The organism is Methanoregula sp. (assembly GCF_035543475.1).
Lineage (GTDB): Archaea > Halobacteriota > Methanomicrobia > Methanomicrobiales > Methanospirillaceae > Methanoregula.
This window is the reverse complement of sequence record NZ_DATKKA010000007.1, coordinates 70589-87588: the sequence shown is the minus strand read 5'-3', so window position 1 is coordinate 87588 and position 17000 is coordinate 70589. Positions and strand designations below refer to the sequence as shown.

Below are 17000 nucleotides of genomic sequence, written 5' to 3'. Positions count from 1 at the left end.
ATCTTCACTCGTCTTTGACTTTGTAATCTGCGTTGACTACATTATCATCTGACTTTTTCGGTTCAGCGGACGGGTCAGCACCGCCAGCCTCCTGGGGGCCCTGCTGGGAGGAGGTCTGTTCGGCCTGCATTTTCTGGTAGATCTTGGTGGTCGCCGCGTATACTGCCTCGGTCAGGGTCTCCATGGACTTCTTGATCTCGTCCGGATTCTCCCCTCCAAGTGCTGCCTTTACTGCGGTAATTCCGTCCTCTACTTTCTGCTTATCGGCAACATCAAGCTTGTCGCCGCTCTCCTTGAGCATCTTCTCTGCGGTAAAGACTGCAGTATCCGCCTGGTTACGGACCTCGATCTCTTCGCGCTTTTTCTTATCCTCGCTCTCGAACTGTTTGGCGGCTTCCATCATCTTCTTGATCTCTTCATCGGTGAGCTTCTTGTCGCCTTTGATGGAGATGGCCTGTTCGTTCCCGGTCCCAAGATCTTTGGCCGAGACATGAATGATACCGTTGGAATCAATATCAAAAGTAACCTCGATCTGCGGGATACCGCGGGGTGCAGGAGGAATACCGGTGAGCTGGAATTTGCCCAGCGTGAAGTTATCCTTGGCAAGGGCGCGTTCTCCCTGGACAACATGGATCTCTACACTGGTCTGGCCGTCTGCAGCAGTTGAGAAGATCTGGCTTTTCCTCGTGGGTATCGTGGTATTTCTCTCAATGAGCTTGGTAGCAATCCCCCCGAGAGTCTCGATACCGAGCGTGAGTGGCGTTACATCCAGGAGCACAATGTCCTTGGTCTCCCCGGTCAGGACCGCACCCTGGATGGCGGCACCCAGAGCAACGCATTCATCAGGGTTGAGGCCCTTGTCCGGTTCTTTACCCAGGAGTTTCCTTACAGTGTCCTGGACAAGCGGGATACGGGTAGATCCGCCAACAAGGAGAACATGGTCAATGTCCTTTGAGGTCATCTTCGCATCGCTCATGGCCTGGTTAACCGGCCCGACGGTGGAGTTTACGAGATCCCCAATGAGCTGTTCGAGTTTTGCACGGGTAAGATCGAAATTAAGGAACTTGGGACCGGTAGCGTCAGTCGTAATATACGGGAGGTTGATGTTGGTGGTCTGGCGCTGGGAGAGCTCGATCTTTGCGTTCTCCGATGCATCGCGCAGGCGCTGCATGGCATAGATATCGTTTTTGAGATCGATCCCCTCTTTCTTCCTGAATTCGTCGACAAGGTAGTCTGTAATGAGCTTGTCGAAATCATCGCCACCAAGGTGGTTGTTGCCAGCGGTTGATTTTACTTCGAACACACCATCGCCAAGCGTGAGGATGGATACATCGAATGTTCCTCCTCCCAAGTCATAAACAAGGACCGTGACATCGTGTTCCTTGTCAATGCCATAGGCAAGAGCGCTTGCGGTCGGCTCGTTAATGATACGCAGGACTTCAAGGCCGGCAATCTTGCCGGCGTCTTTTGTGGCCTGCCGCTGTGCATCGTTAAAATATGCGGGAACGGTGATAACCGCCTTTGTGATCTTTTCCCCAAGATATGCCTCTGCATCGACCTTGAGTTTCTGGAGGATCATTGCGGAAATTTCCTGAGGCGTATATTCCTTATCGCCAATTTTCACCTTTTCGGTGGTTCCCATCTTCCGCTTGATGGACTGGATCGTGCGCTGGGGGTTGGTCACCGCCTGGCGTTTTGCAAGGCTCCCGACGAGACGCTCGCCTTCTTTGGTAAAAGCAACAACTGAAGCCGTTGTCCGACCGCCTTCGCTGTTGGGAATGACGATAGGCTTGCCGGCCTCCATGATCGACATACAGGAGAATGTGGTACCAAGGTCGATACCTAATATTTTCTCATTTGCCATGATGTATCAGTCCTCGTTATCTTTACGCTTTTATTCAGATCTTCGTTTCCTTTTATGGCTGGTTTCCTTTGGAGACTGCAACCTTTGCGTACCGGATTACCTTATCGTGCATCCGGTATCCGGGAGAGACAACATCCACTACGACCCCCTCTTTTTCATCAGACGGGATGTGAGCAATAGCCTCGTGAACCCCGGGATTAAAGGAAGTTTTCAGTGCATCTATGGGTGTGACACCATGCCGTGCAAGCACGCCGGCAAGCAGCTGCCGGATCTGGTCAACACCGGTCCGGAGATGATCTTCATCGGCCATGAGCGCCCGGTCCAGATTATCCGCGATCTCAAGAATGTCAACGGCGAATCGTTCGTTGGCAAGCCGTATCTGGGCTTCATGGTCCCGTGTGACCCGTTTCCGGTAATTGTCGAAATCTGCTGCAAGCCTGAGATACCGGTCGTTAAGATCCTCATACTTTTTCTTCTGTTCGGCGAGTTCATCGCTGGCGAGAGAAGAAGGAGGACCCGAGGTCTCGGGACCTGCTGCATTGTCGGCAGGTACAGGCGTGGTGTCGTGATCTTCCATAGTACATCCCATTCGATGTTCCATTATCTATTGAATTGTGGTTCTATATAAATATTGAGCTAATATCTTCGACTGTATCTGTCGGATTTCCTGCCTTTTTGAAGAGCGCATGCGTATTCGCGCGAATTCCCGGGATTCGACGCAGGTATCACCAGTTATCAGAAATGACCTGCTTCTATACTGAATAATAATTAAGCAGCCCGCATTTCTCACTTCTTTGTGTGGGATCCTGTTTATCCGGAATGGTATGAGCGGCATATCTTTTTTGGCCACCATCAGCATACATTAACCCATGAAATGGGCGCTTCTTTCTGTCTGGGATAAGACCGGAATCGTGGAACTGGCACAGGATCTGATCAAAAACAAGTTCAGTATCCTGAGTTCCGGGGGTACCGGTTCGACGCTTGCCGGTGCCGGTGTTCCCTTTACTGAAGTATCAAGCTACACGGGCTTTCCGGAAATGATGGATGGAAGGGTCAAAACGCTCCACCCCAAGGTGCACGGGGGCCTTCTGGGACGTCGTCAGATAGATGATGCGGTCATGGTGAAGTATGGCATTAACCGGATCGACCTGCTGGTGGTGAACCTCTACCCGTTCGAACGAATGTCCGGGGAATCGATGCCTCTCGACAAACTGATCGAATATATCGATGTGGGAGGGCCGGCCATGATACGGGCTGCAGCAAAAAATTTCAAGGATGTAGCAGTGGTGGTCGATCCTCATGATTATCCTGAGGTAATCTCAACCATCAGTTCTGGTGGCTTTACTCCGGAGCAACGGCTGATATTTGCAAAAAAGGCATTTGCGCGGACTGCAGCATATGATGCCGCTATCAGCAACTATCTTTCAAACCTGGATACGACCTTCCCGCCCATCCTCTCCCTCCAGTTTACCAACGGCCGGATGCTCCGGTATGGCGAAAATCCGCACCAGCAGGCCGCCGTATACGGCACCACCGGCATTGCTGGTGCAGAACCACTCCAGGGTAAACAGATGTCCTATAACAATTATCTGGATGTCAATGCCGGCACCGCACTTCTGGCGGAATTTGAAGAACCGGCAGCCGTGATCGTTAAGCATAACAATCCCTGCGGAGTCTCTGTGGGAACTGACATTCTTGATGCATATCTTTCTGCCCGTGAAGTAGATCCGGTATCAGCGTACGGATCCGTTGTCTCTCTGAACCGCGAGGTTGACGGGAAACTCGCTGAAGCAATAAACTCTACTTTTGTTGAGGTGGTGGTCGCTCCTTCCTTTACCCGGGGTGCGCTTGAAGCAATGAAATCCAAAGAAAATATGCGTGTGCTCATCCTTCCGGCACGCGTAAATGCGGAGGAAGTGCGGACCATTGACGGAGGCATTCTTGTCCAGCGGACGCCCTCCTACCAGGAGAACTGGAACGTTATCACTGATCGTGATCCCACTGCTGATGAGATGCAGGCATTGAGACTTGCATGGAAAGTCTGCAAACACACCAAAAGCAATACTATCATCTTTTCTGACAGGAAACGGACACTGGGCATTGGTGCCGGGCAGATGAGCCGGGTAGATTCGGCAAAGATAGCAATCGAAAAGGCCTGTGCCCCACTTGCAGGATCTGCAGTAGCCTCGGATGCATTCCTTCCGTTTCCTGATACCCTTGAGGTTGCAGCAAAGGCTGGTGCAACAGCACTCGTTCAGCCCGGAGGATCTATCCGGGACAAGGAGGTTATTGAGGCCGCAAACCGGCTGAATATGGCAATGATCTTTACCGGCGTAAGGTATTTCAGACACTGAATATTTATCCCGCTTTTTGGATTTCCGCCCCTATTTTTGAATAAATATATATTCTGCGAAGTTACTATACCTTCTTTAAATTGTTTGTGGCAGATGAGGTCACAAATGATTCAGAAATGTGGTGAAGGTTCATGGATTTAGGAAATGCACTTAGTGAATCCTTTGCTTATGCAAAGGAGGGTCTTGTCGGAAAATGGCTGAAATGGGTACTGCTGATTGTCCTTGAGATCCTGCCCTCAATACCGATCATTGCTTGGGCCGTCATGTTCATTGGTTCGATGATGAATGGAACCCCGGACTTCCCGACAGTTATCGGAGGATTTATCATCGCCTTTATCATTGCAATATTGCTCGGTGCCTTCTATCAGGGATTCCTGCTGAAAATATTACGGGGGGAAAAACCCTTGCCGGAAATTACTAATTATGGTGCGCTTTTCGCGGACGGCATCAAGTATGTCATTATCGAGATCATATACATGATCCCGGTGATAATCGTCCTTGCAGCCGTTGCAGGGGCCTCCCTCATGGCAGCGGTCGCAAAGGGAATTGCACCCCAGAACCTGGCAGCAGCGCTGTTTGGACCTGCACTTGTCGGTATCATTATTGCAGGTATCCTGGCAATCATCCTTGGCCTTCTTGCCCTTATTGGGGTTATCCGCTTTGCCCGAATGGGAAAAATAGGTGAAGCCTTCAATTTCGCAGCAATTCTTTCCACGATCGGCAAGATCGGATGGGGAGGTTATATCCTTGCCCTTATCGTTCTGGCCGTGATCCTAGTGATAGTGTACGTAATCCTCGGATTAATCCCCATTGTTGGAGCGATCATTGAGATTATTATTGGTCCGTTCATCTCAATCTTTGCAGCAAGGTACATCTGTCAGTTATACGACAGTGCCGGAACTGTGTAATATCTGACGTTTCTTTTTTTTACAAAAATGCTGGAATTTATCTTTGTACTGCGCCAACGTTTGCCTGCTCTACGGTTTTAGCATACCGGGCAAGGACACCTGCTAATGGTCTGTTTACCGGTTTCCATTTTTCTTTACGGGAACTGAGCGTCTGGGAGTCTACCAGGAGGTCAATTGTCTTTGTAAAAAGATCTACGGCAATCCGGTCACCATCCTGAACAAATGCAATCGGACCTCCTACCGCAGCCTCAGGGGAGACATGGCCGATGCAGGGGCCGCGGGTGCCCCCGGAGAAACGGCCATCGGTAATAAGAACCACATTTTTATACCCAACACCCATAAGGGCCGATGTGGCAGCAAGCATCTCCGGCATACCCGGGCCACCCCGCGGGCCCTCGTTCCTGATGATCACTACATCTCCTTCATGGATCTGTCGGGAAAGTATCGCTTCCATTGCCGGTTTCTCCGCTTCAAAGACCCGTGCCGGACCGGTGTGTTTCCAGATCTCTTTGGGAACAGCTGCAGACTTGACCACCGATCCGTCGGGAGCAAGGGACCCAAAAAGAATGCGCAGACCTCCGGCCGGGCTCACCGGTGAATTCAGGGATTTGATGACGTCTTCATCTTTGATAACTGCATGTTGTGCAATCTGATGAACCGAGAGACCTGAAACGGTCGGACACTCCCCGAGATGTTTTTCAAGGCGTCTGAGCACCGCAGGAATACCCCCGGCCCTGTACAGGGCCTGCATTGAATGGGGACCGGCTGGAAGCATATGACAGATATGGGGTATCTCTTCGGCTATCCGGTTAAAGTCTTCAAGGGAGAGTGGGATTTCTGCTTCTGTTGCGATCGCCATAAGGTGAAGGACGGTATTTGTCGATCCTCCCAGCGCCATATCCACTCGTATGGCATTCTCCAGGCTTTTCCTAGTAATGATCCTGCGCGGGGTGATGTTCTTTTCAACAAGGGATATGATCGCTTCGCCACTCTCGCGGGCGATCCTGAGCTTCGCTGCATCCACGGCAGGAATCGCCGCACAACCCGGCAGGGACATCCCCATGGTCTCGGTCATGCATGCCATCGTATTTGCAGTGTAAAGCCCCTGGCAGCTGCCGCATCCGGGCATCGCGCAGCATTCCAGTTCCTTTAAAGACGTCTCGTCCATTGTGCCGGCAGCAACTTTGCCCACCCCTTCAAATACATCGATAAGGGAGAGATCCTTACCGGCACTTCTTCCCGACAGCATGGCTCCGCCAGTCACAACAATCGTAGGGATGTCAGTCCTGACCGCGGCCATAAGCATCCCGGGAACAATCTTATCGCAGGTCCCGACACAGACCAGTCCATCGAACCGGTGGGCTTGGGCCATGAGCTCGATGGAGTCTGCAATATTCTCTCTGGAGGGAAGCGAATACCGCATCCCTTCGTGACCCATCGCGATTCCGTCACAGATGCCGATGACTCCGAACTCAAAGGGAACGCCTCCCGCAGCAGCGATACCTTCGCGCACTTTTTCGGAAAGCTGGCGAAGGTGGATATGCCCGGGGACGATGGTATTGTAAGCATTTGCAATACCGATAAACGGGAGATCCATCTCCCTGTCGGTGATCCCAAGAGATCGCAGGAGTGAACGGTTTGGAGCCCTTTCGTACCCTTTTCGAACCATATCGCTTCGCATATCCATCATTACCCAAAGATTTCCCTGCTGGAAAGATGAATCTGTTGCCAAACCTGTGTTCCACAACCAAATCCAAGAAATTTTCGCAGGAACGGATAGGTCGGGGTTAAAATAATGCAATGACATTTTTTCAAACAGACATAAATAAAAGAAAAAACTGTACACAACAATAATGAAAAATCAGATCTGTTATGCGATACTTGCGTTGAGTATAATTTTGATGCTCCTTGCAACCGGATGTGTTACGCCGCCGAAAGGAACAACGACCTCATCATCAGCATCAGGGAGCTATTACGCCACAGAAACAAATGCCGGAGAGACGCCGACATCTCCCTCATATGTTGCCGCAGCAACGCCATTCGAGACCACCAATGCTGGAGTCCAGGGTAATAGCCCGGGCAGTAACCCTTATTCAACACCAACTCCAATTCCGACCGATCAGTCCTGCCTTATTTATCTCAACACGCAGCCCTTTTCGTATAATACAACAGCGATCTCGTTCGACCTGAAAAATCCCCCGATGTATATCAATTATACCGTTATACCCACAAATATAACGGTGACGAAATATGTAAAGTCAAACCAAGGAGGGAATAATTGGGTAACGTTGCAGTATTCAGATTATGACCCTAATTCATGGTTCCAAGTCACTGTCCTAGATAAAACAACGGGGACAATTTATAATCAGGCCGGTTTTGGAAAAGCCCCGGGAATGTCCAATCTCTCTCTTTATACCAGTGCGACAATGGGACCAATTTTGAATTCGGGTAATCTTCAGATCCAGATGACAGGCAATGAAATTACGGCAACAACCGGCGTCTGGGTAAAACCGCTGGGCAATTTTGACGATCCACAGAATCAGACATTTCCCGAATGTAAATTCTGGGGTGGAACACAGCAAAATTATTTGAGCTATCCGACAACTACAGCAACACCTACATGGACACCAGTAAACGTTCAAACACAAGGTTATTAAGATAAATTATATTTTTATATTCAGAAAGATAGGGATAGATATTGTTAATTAATTATACGTGAATGATATTTCGTCTATGAAACGGTGAGATATTTAAACGAAGAAAGCGATGTAAATAAGGCAGGCACCCAATTAACCAGTCCCGGTGGGGTAGTGGACATCCTAGAAGCCTGCGGAGCTTTTGACCCGGGTTCAAGTCCCGGCCGGGGCGTACCTCCTTTTTCTTTTTGCGAACATATCTTAACTCTTTCCTTATCGAAGAGTATGGATCATTCAAAGTAAAAAATTGGTTAATACCTAAAATTTATACGATATCCATAGTATATTACAAAGAAGGTGGCTTTATCGCATAAATTAACGAAGAAATAATCAATATGTTTCAATTTGGAGATTTTCAATAATCCTTTGAAAAAGGATGATTAAGAGAAATTATTGAGACTAACATTACAGCGCCGGTTTAGTCTTGAGCGCCGTGACCAGCAGATTGACACCCGCTTCGATATCCCCGATATCCAGTACTTCAACCGGAGAGTGAATATACCGGGTGGGCGGGCTGATGGTAGTGCTCGGCACACCGCCACGTGAAAGGTGAATGGACGTTGCATCGGTTGTTCCCCCGGTACCAACCTCGAACTGTACCGGGATATCGTTGGTTTCAGCAGTATTTTTCAGCCATTGGACAACCTTACGGTTTGCAATAAGTCCTCTTCCGCTGCTGTCCACAATCGTGATGACCGGTCCTTTCCCCATCTCAACGGCTGCATCTTTCATGTCGATGCCCGGATGATCTCCGGGAATGGTGACGTCGGTAGCAATGGCCCAGTCAGGATCGATGGTATAGGCACTGGTTTTTGCTCCTTTGAGTCCGACTTCTTCCTGGACGGTGAAAACAGCATAGACCGTAAAGGGGGACTTCATCTTCTGCATGGTCTTTACGAGCATTGCAACCCCTGCACGGTTATCAAACGCTTTACCGGTGACGCGGTTGTTTGCAAGCTCCGTAAATTCCCGGTCAATGGTAACGGGTGTCCCCACCTCAATACCAAGCCCGGCGACCTCTTCCCTGTTCTGTGCGCCGACATCGATGAACATGTCCTCTGTTTTAACGCCTTTCTTGCGCTCTTCTTCATCCATCATGTGCGGGGGCTTGCCACCAATAACCCCAATCCGGTCGCCTTTTGTCCCATGGACAATGACACGCTGGTTGTATAACGTTGGTGCATACCACCCGCCGAGTGTGATAAACCGGAGGAATCCTTTGTCATCGATATATTTGATCATCAGCCCGATCTCATCCATGTGGGCAGCAAGCATGACCTTCGACTTGTTGCCATGCTTAACTGCGATAAGGTTCCCCATGGGATCTTCAGTGATCTCATCAACGTAGCCTTTAAGCTCCTTTCGGATTAACGAAAAAACGCTGCTTTCACTGCCCGATACACCGTGGGCATTGGATAGTTTCCGTAGAAGTTCCTTGACCATATTATTCTCCTGTTGCAATTCTGATCCTATCAATGGCTTGTATAAGATTCTCACGCGATGCAGCATAGCTGAGTCGTGCATAACCCGGGGCGTTTGTTCCAAAGGCCGATCCCGGTGTGAGGATCACACCGTGGTCAATTACCTTCTGTGCCAGCGCTGGTTTCATCGGCACAAAAGCATAGAAAGCTCCTTCCGGCACCGGGAAGGAGAAGCCGATTTCAGACAGGCCTTTGCAGAGCAGATCACGGCGTACGCGGTACTCATCCCTCATCTGGTGCACCAACGTCTGGTCACCCGTATATGCTGCCAGAGCTGCGTACTGGGAAATTGATGTGGCACAGGCCTGACAGTACTGATGGACCTTGAGGCACTGGCCGACAATCTCCTGAGAAGCCGCAAGGTATCCGAGCCTCCAGCCGGTCATCGCATAGGTTTTGCTTGCCGCATTAATTGTAATTACATTATCTCCGAACCGCGCCGCACTCACATGCTTTTTCCCGTAGACAAAATGTTCATACACTTCATCACTGACTACCGTGACACCGGCGTCGCTTGCATATTCTACGAGTGCCCGAACAGAATCACTGCTCTCTACAGCCCCGGTAGGGTTAGCCGGCGTATTGAGAACAAAGAGTCGGGCACCATCCATCAGTACCTGGGCTTTTTCGATATCAATATGATGGGATTTATCCAATGGGACTCCCACAGATTTTCCGCCCGCGATTGTTGCAAGCGCAGCATATGAGACAAAACCCGGGTCAGCACAGAGTACCCGGTCACCTTCACTCACAAGCGCCTGCATGACGATATGGAGCGCCTCGCTTGCACCGGCCGTAACAATAATTTGATCGGGAGCATACTGCAATTCGTTCTCTTTTCTGAATTTGGCGATAATGGCTTCCCGTAGTTCGGCAATACCCGTGTTCGGAGTATAGCCGGTTTTTCCTTCCCGGATCGCTGTAATGGCAGCATCCTTGATGTGTTGCGGCGTGTCAAAATCCGGTTGACCCAGGCCAAGATTGATGGAACCCGGGCCGGCCGCTTCAAAGATCTTTCGAATCCCCGAGATTTCTATATCTCTGACGCGGGGTGAAAATTTTTCTACCATTGTTGCCCACCTTTCATCCTTGTCTATTCGATATTCGCATGCCGGTTCTTGAGTGCGGATTCGTCGGTTTTGGTTATTTCCATCAACCGGGAGATAACAGCATCGGAAAAGATCATCGAGGTTGTCTCAAAGAGCGTGCCCAGAGGTGCAAACGACTTGTGATCTCCCAGTACCTGCCGTATCTCAAACTCTGCCGCATCATCGCGAACATCGTCGCGCTGGTTTTCAATGATTACCCTGCAATCTGCTATCCTTCCGATCCGGGAATCCGCATTCGATGTAATCAGGCAGATATGTGCTCCGATCTCTTTCCCGGTCTCAGCAATATCCGCCACGGTCTTTGTTTTACCTGACCCGGAAAAGATGACAATGACATCCCCCTTCTGGAGTGCCGGGGTGATTGTCTCGCCAACGACATACGACTGAAAACCGAGATGCATCAGCCGCATTGCAAATCCTTTTGCTACAAGCCCCGATCGGCCTGCACCCATGACATAAATACGCCGGGCGTTCAAAATCTCGGTAAGGAATGCCTCCACGTCAGAATCTGATATGGAGTGAGCAATAGCCCGGATCTTAGATGCCATCAGCTGCATCATTTCCTGAACCCTGTGGTTTTCCATCCTACTCGCAAGAATGGTGCATTCCCATAGTAGATGAGAATATCGTGCCTGTGCCGGAATTACGTGCTGAATGGATTTTACACAGAGCAGTCAGAAAACAGAATCAAATTAATTGTATGTCTGTTTGTAACGGATAACGTCTCCAAAGGCTGCCAGCTTCCCGTTTTCCACGACTGATACTGCACCATGCCCCCCGCAGATCCTGCAGCGTTTCTGTTTCGTGGAAAGGTATTGATCGGTATCTGCGGCAAGTTCCAGGAGTGCCTTTCGTTCCCGACGCGCAAGATCGCTGTCAACGTTTACCGAGGTAACGAGGAAATCAGCCAGAGAGTTGTAAGCCGCCCTGTCCGGTGTCAGACTGGAAAAATTGATCACCGCATCTGCGGTGAAAAGTAAACCCTCGTTGCGGGAATAGAGGTAAATCTGACCATGGGTATGCCCTCCAAGACCTTCAAGTATTTCGAGACTTATGTCACCAATGGTGACTGTCCCGAGTACAGGAAAAATGCTGCATGTTTCGGGCCCCGCGGGTGGCAAACAGTGTATTTTTTTGGGTGGGCAAAACCGGGAGAACAGGTTGATCATCTTGGTGTAAAAAGCCTCAAGAATAGAATGCTCGCTCCGGGAGCCATATGCCCGGTTATTCGTTTTTATAATATCCCGGGTACCTGGATGCATAAGCGCACCTGCAGAATAGAACCCCCCGGCACCGCAGTGATCTGCGTCGGCGTGGGAAATAACCAGTTGCGTAAACCGGTCTTCGTCACCAAGGCCATAATGTAAAAACATTGCCCTGACATCATCATGATAGATCCCATATCCCGTATCGATCATCAGGTTCTCCTTTTCTGAGGTAAGAACGTAAATATTCCCTCCACAGGGCAGCTGGAAACAGAAGAGATCGACCGATGAAGTAACGGAAATCTTCTGGATATCTGCATAAAAAAATTTTCCCGTTGTGGCACGCAACGTCCTGCCCGTTTGAAGTACACTATCAAAAACCTGTTGGGGGTTATTTCCACGATTCATCAGTTCCTGTGCAATGTGGTTGGTGTCTGCAAGAAATGACAGGAGAAAGGTATTTTCAGATTCACCAATCAGGTCACGTATTTCCTGGGCAAACCTCACGTAGAAAATGGTATCGTCGAGATGTTTACCCGTAATATCGTATTCGAGGATTTCCAGGTGGTACCGGGACTTCAGCTGATCAAGGAGCTGATCAACCGCTGCCGGATTCTCGAGATTCAGGCTGACCGTAAGTCTGTCGGGATACCGACCGGTGTCATCAAAATCGATGAATCCTATATTAGCACCGGATTTTGTTGTATATTTCAGGAACCTGCTGAGTGATCCTGGTGTATGGGGCAGGTGAACAAAAAATTTGAGAAAACTTGCCGGTTGTAAGGAGTTCTGGAGATACCCTAATTTTTCAAGATCGCTCGTGATCTTTCTATAATTTGCATCAGTTGTCGTTACCTCATAAAAAACCGTACAGGGATCGATCCTCCGGTCGTATTGAATGCGATTGATGTTGCCATCATATTTCGTGATAACATTCGCAGCTCTCTCAAGAGACCCTGGTTCGTCAGGCATATGCGCAATAAAGCCCAATTTTTTCACAAGTGCCGACCCCGTATGCAGGATTAAAATAGATATTTGATCAGGTTATAGATTACGGAAAAATCTCCTGAATGCCGCTTACCGCGGCATTTGAGAAATTACCTTTTAAGAACCTTTTTTCCGTGATGCAACGATCAATGCCGCCGCTCCAAGACAACCACCAATTGCTGCAAGCGGTGAGAGGGGAAGTCCGAACGGTGCTTTTACCATTGCAGGGGAGATCTCCGTTGGCCTGTTTTCTGATACTACGACATCCATCGAGACTGTCAGATACCCGGGAGATTTAAGTTCCACTAGATGGGTTCCGGAAGCGACATCATTCAGTGTAACCGGCGATGTTCCAACTTTCATGGAATCCAGATAAACCGCAGCTCCGGAAGGTACTGATGAGATGACCAGGGTTCCCGCCCCGGAGACAATAGCCGGAGTAACCTGGGGCGTCAGAGTGGTGGTGCCTGACACGAGTTCAGGTATGGCAGTTGGCGAAGCCGTGACAGAAGATTCACCAGAAGTCAGGTTGGCGTTGGAAGATACGACAGTCAGAGTTTCGGTCAGACTATTGGAGAGTGAGGGGCTGCTTACCGTAACCGCATATGTCCCGGGCTGCATATCAACATGGAATCCATACTGGAAATATCCCCCGGTACTGACCGGAGATGTGAACGTGTGCACTTTGTTGCCAGCAGCATCCAGCACATCGATCTCAATGGTATCAGCGGGCGAATCAACCCTTCCAGTAACCTGAACATAGTTATTGAAGACAGAGGGATTTGGCGAGATAGTTGCATAAAATTCAGGTTGTCTCACGAAGATGGAAGCAGACGCATTGATCTGGGGATTGCTTTGATCAAATACAGTGAAGGTATATCGCGCATTGTCCAGATTTCCCGCACCTGTTGCCCGGGATGAGTCCCAGTAAAACGACCAGTCTCCAGATGAATCCGTAACAACCGTATTGCCTGTTCCCGCAACGTCGGTCAGGTTATACGGGGGGACACCGGCTGCCGGAAGGCCCGGACCAGTAACGGTAATCACCGTAGAATTACCCACCATGTTCTTTCCGTCAAAGATGACATGGTCCCCGACATAGTATACCTCCGCACCACGATAAGCGATTGAAACTGTATCATTCTGGGCATGTGCCGGTACGATACAGACAAACAGAATAATCAGAAGAAGGAGCCCGGAAAATAATTCCCGGCGTTTCCTGGAGTACATTTTTTGTCTTCACCTTAAAGAGAATATATTCGTAAGAGAATAAACATTGTTATCCTTATTTTTTTTATAACTACCAAAAAGCACGCATTTCAGTAGAATTTCCTCGTGTTTGAGACCCGATCCTCATAACGAAACTATATCTATAGTTGCGCAGATACCCCATACACAGAGAGAATCGCATGACCGACGTCAGCTCTGCAAAAATAACCGGGAATGAACAGCTAAAAAATAAAATCTCCCGCATTTCCCGCGAATTCTCCTATGATGAAACAGCCTACCACCTGCCGATCTCGTTTGCATTAACGGGAACAGCCGTACACGATAAAAACGCGGCAATTGAAGTTTTTGCAAAAACCGGTGAGAATCCGCTTGTAGCATCTGAATGCCTGCTTGCCGAGGCAACTGCGACTGCCGGAAAAGAGCCGGCACCCTACACCGGATTTATCAGCGATACCGTGATCCGGAAACTCGGTTATTCGCTTGTTGATGGTAGTATCCTGGGTCTTGCGCTTATCGTAGGTACCCCGGCAAGTGCCGGAAGTGCCGCGGCAATATGCCGTGAGCTGCAGGAAAAATACATGCTCACCTTCCTTGCAGGCGGAGTTATTCCCTCCCTCTCAGCATCCGGCGTAAAACTGGGACTGGATTACCGGCTTATCCCTCTAGGGTCCCGCCCCCTGCATGGCGTTTATTTTGTTGATATTATTGCACGGGTAGCAATGATGTTTGGCGGGGTCACCCCAGGAGATGCCGGGAGACTTCTTTCGTATGCGGCTGAACGGGCAAAGGCCATTGTTGTTGTTTTCCCCGGCTTGTCCGATGAAGAAGTTGCCTTTGTCGATGGGATGAGAGTACTGGGATTTCCCATTCTCTCACTTGAGGGATACGATGGTGGAGAATGGACGCCATCCACCCCGGATAATATCGTCCGTACCGGAATGGATATGAAAGGCATCCGGGTTACCGTTACTGCGATTCCTATGCCCATGGGATGCTCCCCCGCTTTTGAGGGAAAGAGTATCCGCAAGGAGGAGATGCAGATCGAATTTGGAGGGGGACGTTCTCCCGCTTTTGAACTTCTCAGAATGAAAAATCCCGGGGAAATTGAGGATGGAAAGGTAACCGTCATCGGCCCAGAGATCGATTCCTTAAAAGAGGGCGGTGCATATCCCCTGGGCATCCTTGTCGACGTAGCCGGAAAAGCAATGAAGAAGGATTACGAGCCTGTCCTCGAGCGGCGGATCCACAATTTCATCAACTATGGCGAGGGGTCCTGGCATGTCGCCCAACGGGATCTCATCTGGGTCCGTATATCTAAAGAAGCGTTTGCAAAAGGCGTAAAGATCGAACACCTGGGTAAACTTCTTGCCGGAAAATTCAGGATGGATTTCCCTCAGCTCCTGGATGCAGTTGCGGTCACGCTCATCACAGATAAGGAAAAAGTCCTTGCTGCAAAGAAGGAGGCAGAGAAGATCTATGAAGAACGCGATGCCCGTATCAAGGGGATGCGGGACAATGACGTCGGCACCTATTACTCCTGTACTCTCTGCCAGACCTTTGCTCCCAATCATGTCTGCGTGATCACGCCCGAGCGCCCGGCACTCTGCGGAGCGATCTCCTGGCTCGATGGAAAGATCGCATATGAGATGTCTCCCTCAGGTGCAAACCAGCCCGTCGAGAAAGGGGCACTCATCAATGCCCAGAACGGGGAGTTTGAAGGAGTGAACCGGTTCGTCAAGAAGGCTAGTCACGGCGAGATCGAACGATGCTCGCTCTACAGCGTCATGGAATTTCCCATGACCTGTTGCGGCTGTTTTGAAGTGATTGCCCTGATGCTTCCAGAAGTGAATGGCATCATGGTAGTGAACCGGGAATATAAGGGCATGACACCCTCCGGTATGACTTTTTCTACTCTCGCCGGTACAATCGGTGGCGGAGCACAGACACCGGGTTTTGCCGGGATCTCGAAAAATTATATCCTTTCGGACAGGTTTCTCCAGGGTGAAGGAGGAATCGAGCGTCTTGTCTGGATGCCGGCACAGTTAAAAGAAGAACTCAGACCTCGTCTTGTTCCGTTCCTTGCTGCCAAAGGACATCCCGATCTCTTTGATAAAATAGGGGATGAAAATTCAGCAGCAACTATTGAAGACCTGACCGCGTTTCTTGAACGCGTCGGCCATCCGGCGCTTACGATGAAACCCCTGATGTGAGGTGAGCGATGATACCCGAACCGAATTTTGGCTGGACCGGCACGGTAGACGAAGTAGTTCTTGGCGCAACGCGTTCAGAAGGAGGGACACGATCACGTTCGTACCGGATTGGGGGAGGCACCACACTTCCCTTCCTGGAAAAAGGGAGGATAACTCCAGCCCCGCTCATAGCGTTTGAGATCTGTGACGATCCCCGGTACTGGTCACCGATAGTCAACGATTTCTGCGGGGATCTCGTTCATGACCCTGCGGGTTGGGCAAAAAGGGCTGAGACCACGTATGATGCAGATCTTATCCGGCTCTGCCTTACAAGCACCAGGCAGCGTAATTTTTCCGATATCCCCTCGCTGGGAAAAATTACTGAAACTGTCTTATCGTCAACGTCCCTTCCCCTGATCATTGAAGGGAGTAATGAACCAAAAATTGACAGTGAGGTTTTCCAGAAATGTGGCGAGGCCGGACAGGGTGAACGCCTGCTCCTGGGCACTGCTGAAGCCGGACGTTACCGAAGCATTGCCGCAGCAGCACTCGCGTATAACCATGCGATCATTGCCCAGTCCCCAATAGATATCAATCTTGCAAAACAGCTCAATATTCTCCTCAAGGAGATCGGTGTATCCCGGAATCATATCGTTATCGACCCTTATACGGGAGCCCTCGGTTATGGCTTTGAATATTCCTATTCAGCCATGGAACGGATCCGTTTCTCGGCGCTCAAAGGTGATGCAGATCTTGCGATGCCCATGATATGCGCTCCTTCGGACACTCTTACCATAAAGGAGGTGCGTGAAGCGGATGCGGTCACACGGGATGCTATGGCTGTTGAATGGGAGTTTACCACCAGCCTGGCAGCAGCCGTTGCGGGGGCAGAAATTATCTGTGTCCGCCACCCTGATACGGTAAAGCGGCTTAAATCTGCCCTGACAGGACTTACCACCAGGAACGGAGGCCTGTAG

General features: G+C 49.9%; 13 protein-coding genes and 1 tRNA gene. 6 read left to right on the top strand and 8 right to left on the bottom strand.

The genetic code is table 11. The features are described from left to right. Positions 1-4 precede the first annotated feature (4 nt). Complete coding sequence (dnaK, locus tag VMS83_RS02510) at positions 5-1864, bottom strand: molecular chaperone DnaK (RefSeq protein WP_325409555.1); 1860 nt, start codon at positions 1862-1864, stop codon at positions 5-7. A gap of 52 nt (positions 1865-1916) precedes the next feature. Next, positions 1917-2441 carry a nucleotide exchange factor GrpE gene (locus VMS83_RS02505; RefSeq protein WP_325409553.1) on the bottom strand — a complete coding sequence of 175 codons (525 nt, stop codon included), beginning with the start codon at positions 2439-2441 and terminating at the stop codon, positions 1917-1919. Between the two features lie 292 nt (positions 2442-2733). Between VMS83_RS02505 and purH the strand changes: the two genes are divergently transcribed. Both purH and VMS83_RS02495 read left to right on the top strand, forming a co-directional pair. Beyond that, positions 2734-4218, top strand: a complete 1485-nt coding sequence (gene purH, locus VMS83_RS02500; protein ID WP_325409552.1) for a bifunctional phosphoribosylaminoimidazolecarboxamide formyltransferase/IMP cyclohydrolase — start codon at positions 2734-2736, stop codon at positions 4216-4218. Positions 4219-4349: 131 nt separating this feature from the next. After that, entirely contained in the window at positions 4350-5126 is a 777-nt protein-coding gene (locus VMS83_RS02495; RefSeq protein WP_325409550.1) for a DUF4013 domain-containing protein, read from the top strand. Between the two features lie 37 nt (positions 5127-5163). Here VMS83_RS02495 and ilvD read toward each other — a convergent pair whose 3' ends face one another. Next, a complete protein-coding gene (ilvD, locus tag VMS83_RS02490) occupies positions 5164-6807 on the bottom strand; it encodes a dihydroxy-acid dehydratase (protein ID WP_325409893.1) in 1644 nt (547 codons plus the stop codon). A gap of 172 nt (positions 6808-6979) precedes the next feature. Here ilvD and VMS83_RS02485 point away from each other — a divergent pair, with 172 nt between their 5' ends. Next, positions 6980-7783 carry a hypothetical protein gene (locus tag VMS83_RS02485; protein ID WP_325409548.1) on the top strand — a complete coding sequence of 268 codons (804 nt, stop codon included), beginning with the start codon at positions 6980-6982 and terminating at the stop codon, positions 7781-7783. Between the two features lie 139 nt (positions 7784-7922). Next, positions 7923-7994: transfer RNA gene (locus tag VMS83_RS02480), tRNA-Arg, on the top strand. Between the two features lie 233 nt (positions 7995-8227). Here the strand turns inward: VMS83_RS02480 and VMS83_RS02475 are convergent. The 5 genes from VMS83_RS02475 to VMS83_RS02455 all read right to left on the bottom strand — a co-directional run bounded on the left by VMS83_RS02475 (position 8228) and on the right by VMS83_RS02455 (position 13834). Then, positions 8228-9265 (bottom strand): M42 family metallopeptidase, encoded by a 1038-nt coding sequence (locus VMS83_RS02475; protein WP_325409546.1) that lies wholly within the window; start codon positions 9263-9265, stop codon positions 8228-8230. Position 9266: 1 nt separating this feature from the next. After that, positions 9267-10373 carry a pyridoxal phosphate-dependent aminotransferase gene (locus VMS83_RS02470; RefSeq protein WP_325409544.1) on the bottom strand — a complete coding sequence of 369 codons (1107 nt, stop codon included), beginning with the start codon at positions 10371-10373 and terminating at the stop codon, positions 9267-9269. A 23-nt stretch (positions 10374-10396) separates the two neighbouring features. Continuing rightward, complete coding sequence (gene hxlB / locus VMS83_RS02465; protein WP_325409542.1) at positions 10397-10996, bottom strand: 6-phospho-3-hexuloisomerase; 600 nt, start codon at positions 10994-10996, stop codon at positions 10397-10399. Positions 10997-11104: 108 nt separating this feature from the next. Then, on the bottom strand, positions 11105-12589 hold the full coding sequence (locus tag VMS83_RS02460) for an MBL fold metallo-hydrolase (RefSeq protein WP_325409541.1): 1485 nt from the start codon (positions 12587-12589) through the stop codon (positions 11105-11107). Between the two features lie 132 nt (positions 12590-12721). Beyond that, entirely contained in the window at positions 12722-13834 is a 1113-nt protein-coding gene (locus VMS83_RS02455) for a PEGA domain-containing protein (protein ID WP_325409540.1), read from the bottom strand. 179 nt (positions 13835-14013) lie between these two features. Between VMS83_RS02455 and acsB the strand changes: the two genes are divergently transcribed. Together acsB and VMS83_RS02445 are read left to right on the top strand one after the other, a co-directional pair. After that, a complete protein-coding gene (gene acsB / locus VMS83_RS02450; RefSeq protein WP_325409538.1) occupies positions 14014-16044 on the top strand; it encodes an acetyl-CoA decarbonylase/synthase complex subunit alpha/beta in 2031 nt (676 codons plus the stop codon). 8 nt (positions 16045-16052) lie between these two features. Beyond that, a complete protein-coding gene (locus VMS83_RS02445) occupies positions 16053-17000 on the top strand; it encodes an acetyl-CoA decarbonylase/synthase complex subunit delta (RefSeq protein WP_325409536.1) in 948 nt (315 codons plus the stop codon).

Bases quoted from the DNA above. Each gene is read 5' to 3' on its own strand.
- VMS83_RS02495 (WP_325409550.1), top strand. From the start codon at position 4,350: ATGGATTTAGGAAATGCACTTAGTGAATCCTTTGCTTATGCAAAGGAG.
- VMS83_RS02470 (WP_325409544.1), bottom strand. From the start codon at position 10,373: ATGGTAGAAAAATTTTCACCCCGCGTCAGAGATATAGAAATCTCGGGG.
- dnaK (WP_325409555.1), bottom strand. From the start codon at position 1,864: ATGGCAAATGAGAAAATATTAGGTATCGACCTTGGTACCACATTCTCC.
- VMS83_RS02475 (WP_325409546.1), bottom strand. From the start codon at position 9,265: ATGGTCAAGGAACTTCTACGGAAACTATCCAATGCCCACGGTGTATCG.
- purH (WP_325409552.1), top strand. From the start codon at position 2,734: ATGAAATGGGCGCTTCTTTCTGTCTGGGATAAGACCGGAATCGTGGAA.
- VMS83_RS02445 (WP_325409536.1), top strand. From the start codon at position 16,053: ATGATACCCGAACCGAATTTTGGCTGGACCGGCACGGTAGACGAAGTA.
- ilvD (WP_325409893.1), bottom strand. From the start codon at position 6,807: ATGCGAAGCGATATGGTTCGAAAAGGGTACGAAAGGGCTCCAAACCGT.
- VMS83_RS02485 (WP_325409548.1), top strand. From the start codon at position 6,980: ATGAAAAATCAGATCTGTTATGCGATACTTGCGTTGAGTATAATTTTG.
- VMS83_RS02455 (WP_325409540.1), bottom strand. From the start codon at position 13,834: ATGTACTCCAGGAAACGCCGGGAATTATTTTCCGGGCTCCTTCTTCTG.
- hxlB (WP_325409542.1), bottom strand. From the start codon at position 10,996: ATGGAAAACCACAGGGTTCAGGAAATGATGCAGCTGATGGCATCTAAG.
- VMS83_RS02505 (WP_325409553.1), bottom strand. From the start codon at position 2,441: ATGGAAGATCACGACACCACGCCTGTACCTGCCGACAATGCAGCAGGT.
- acsB (WP_325409538.1), top strand. From the start codon at position 14,014: ATGACCGACGTCAGCTCTGCAAAAATAACCGGGAATGAACAGCTAAAA.
- VMS83_RS02460 (WP_325409541.1), bottom strand. From the start codon at position 12,589: ATGCCTGACGAACCAGGGTCTCTTGAGAGAGCTGCGAATGTTATCACG.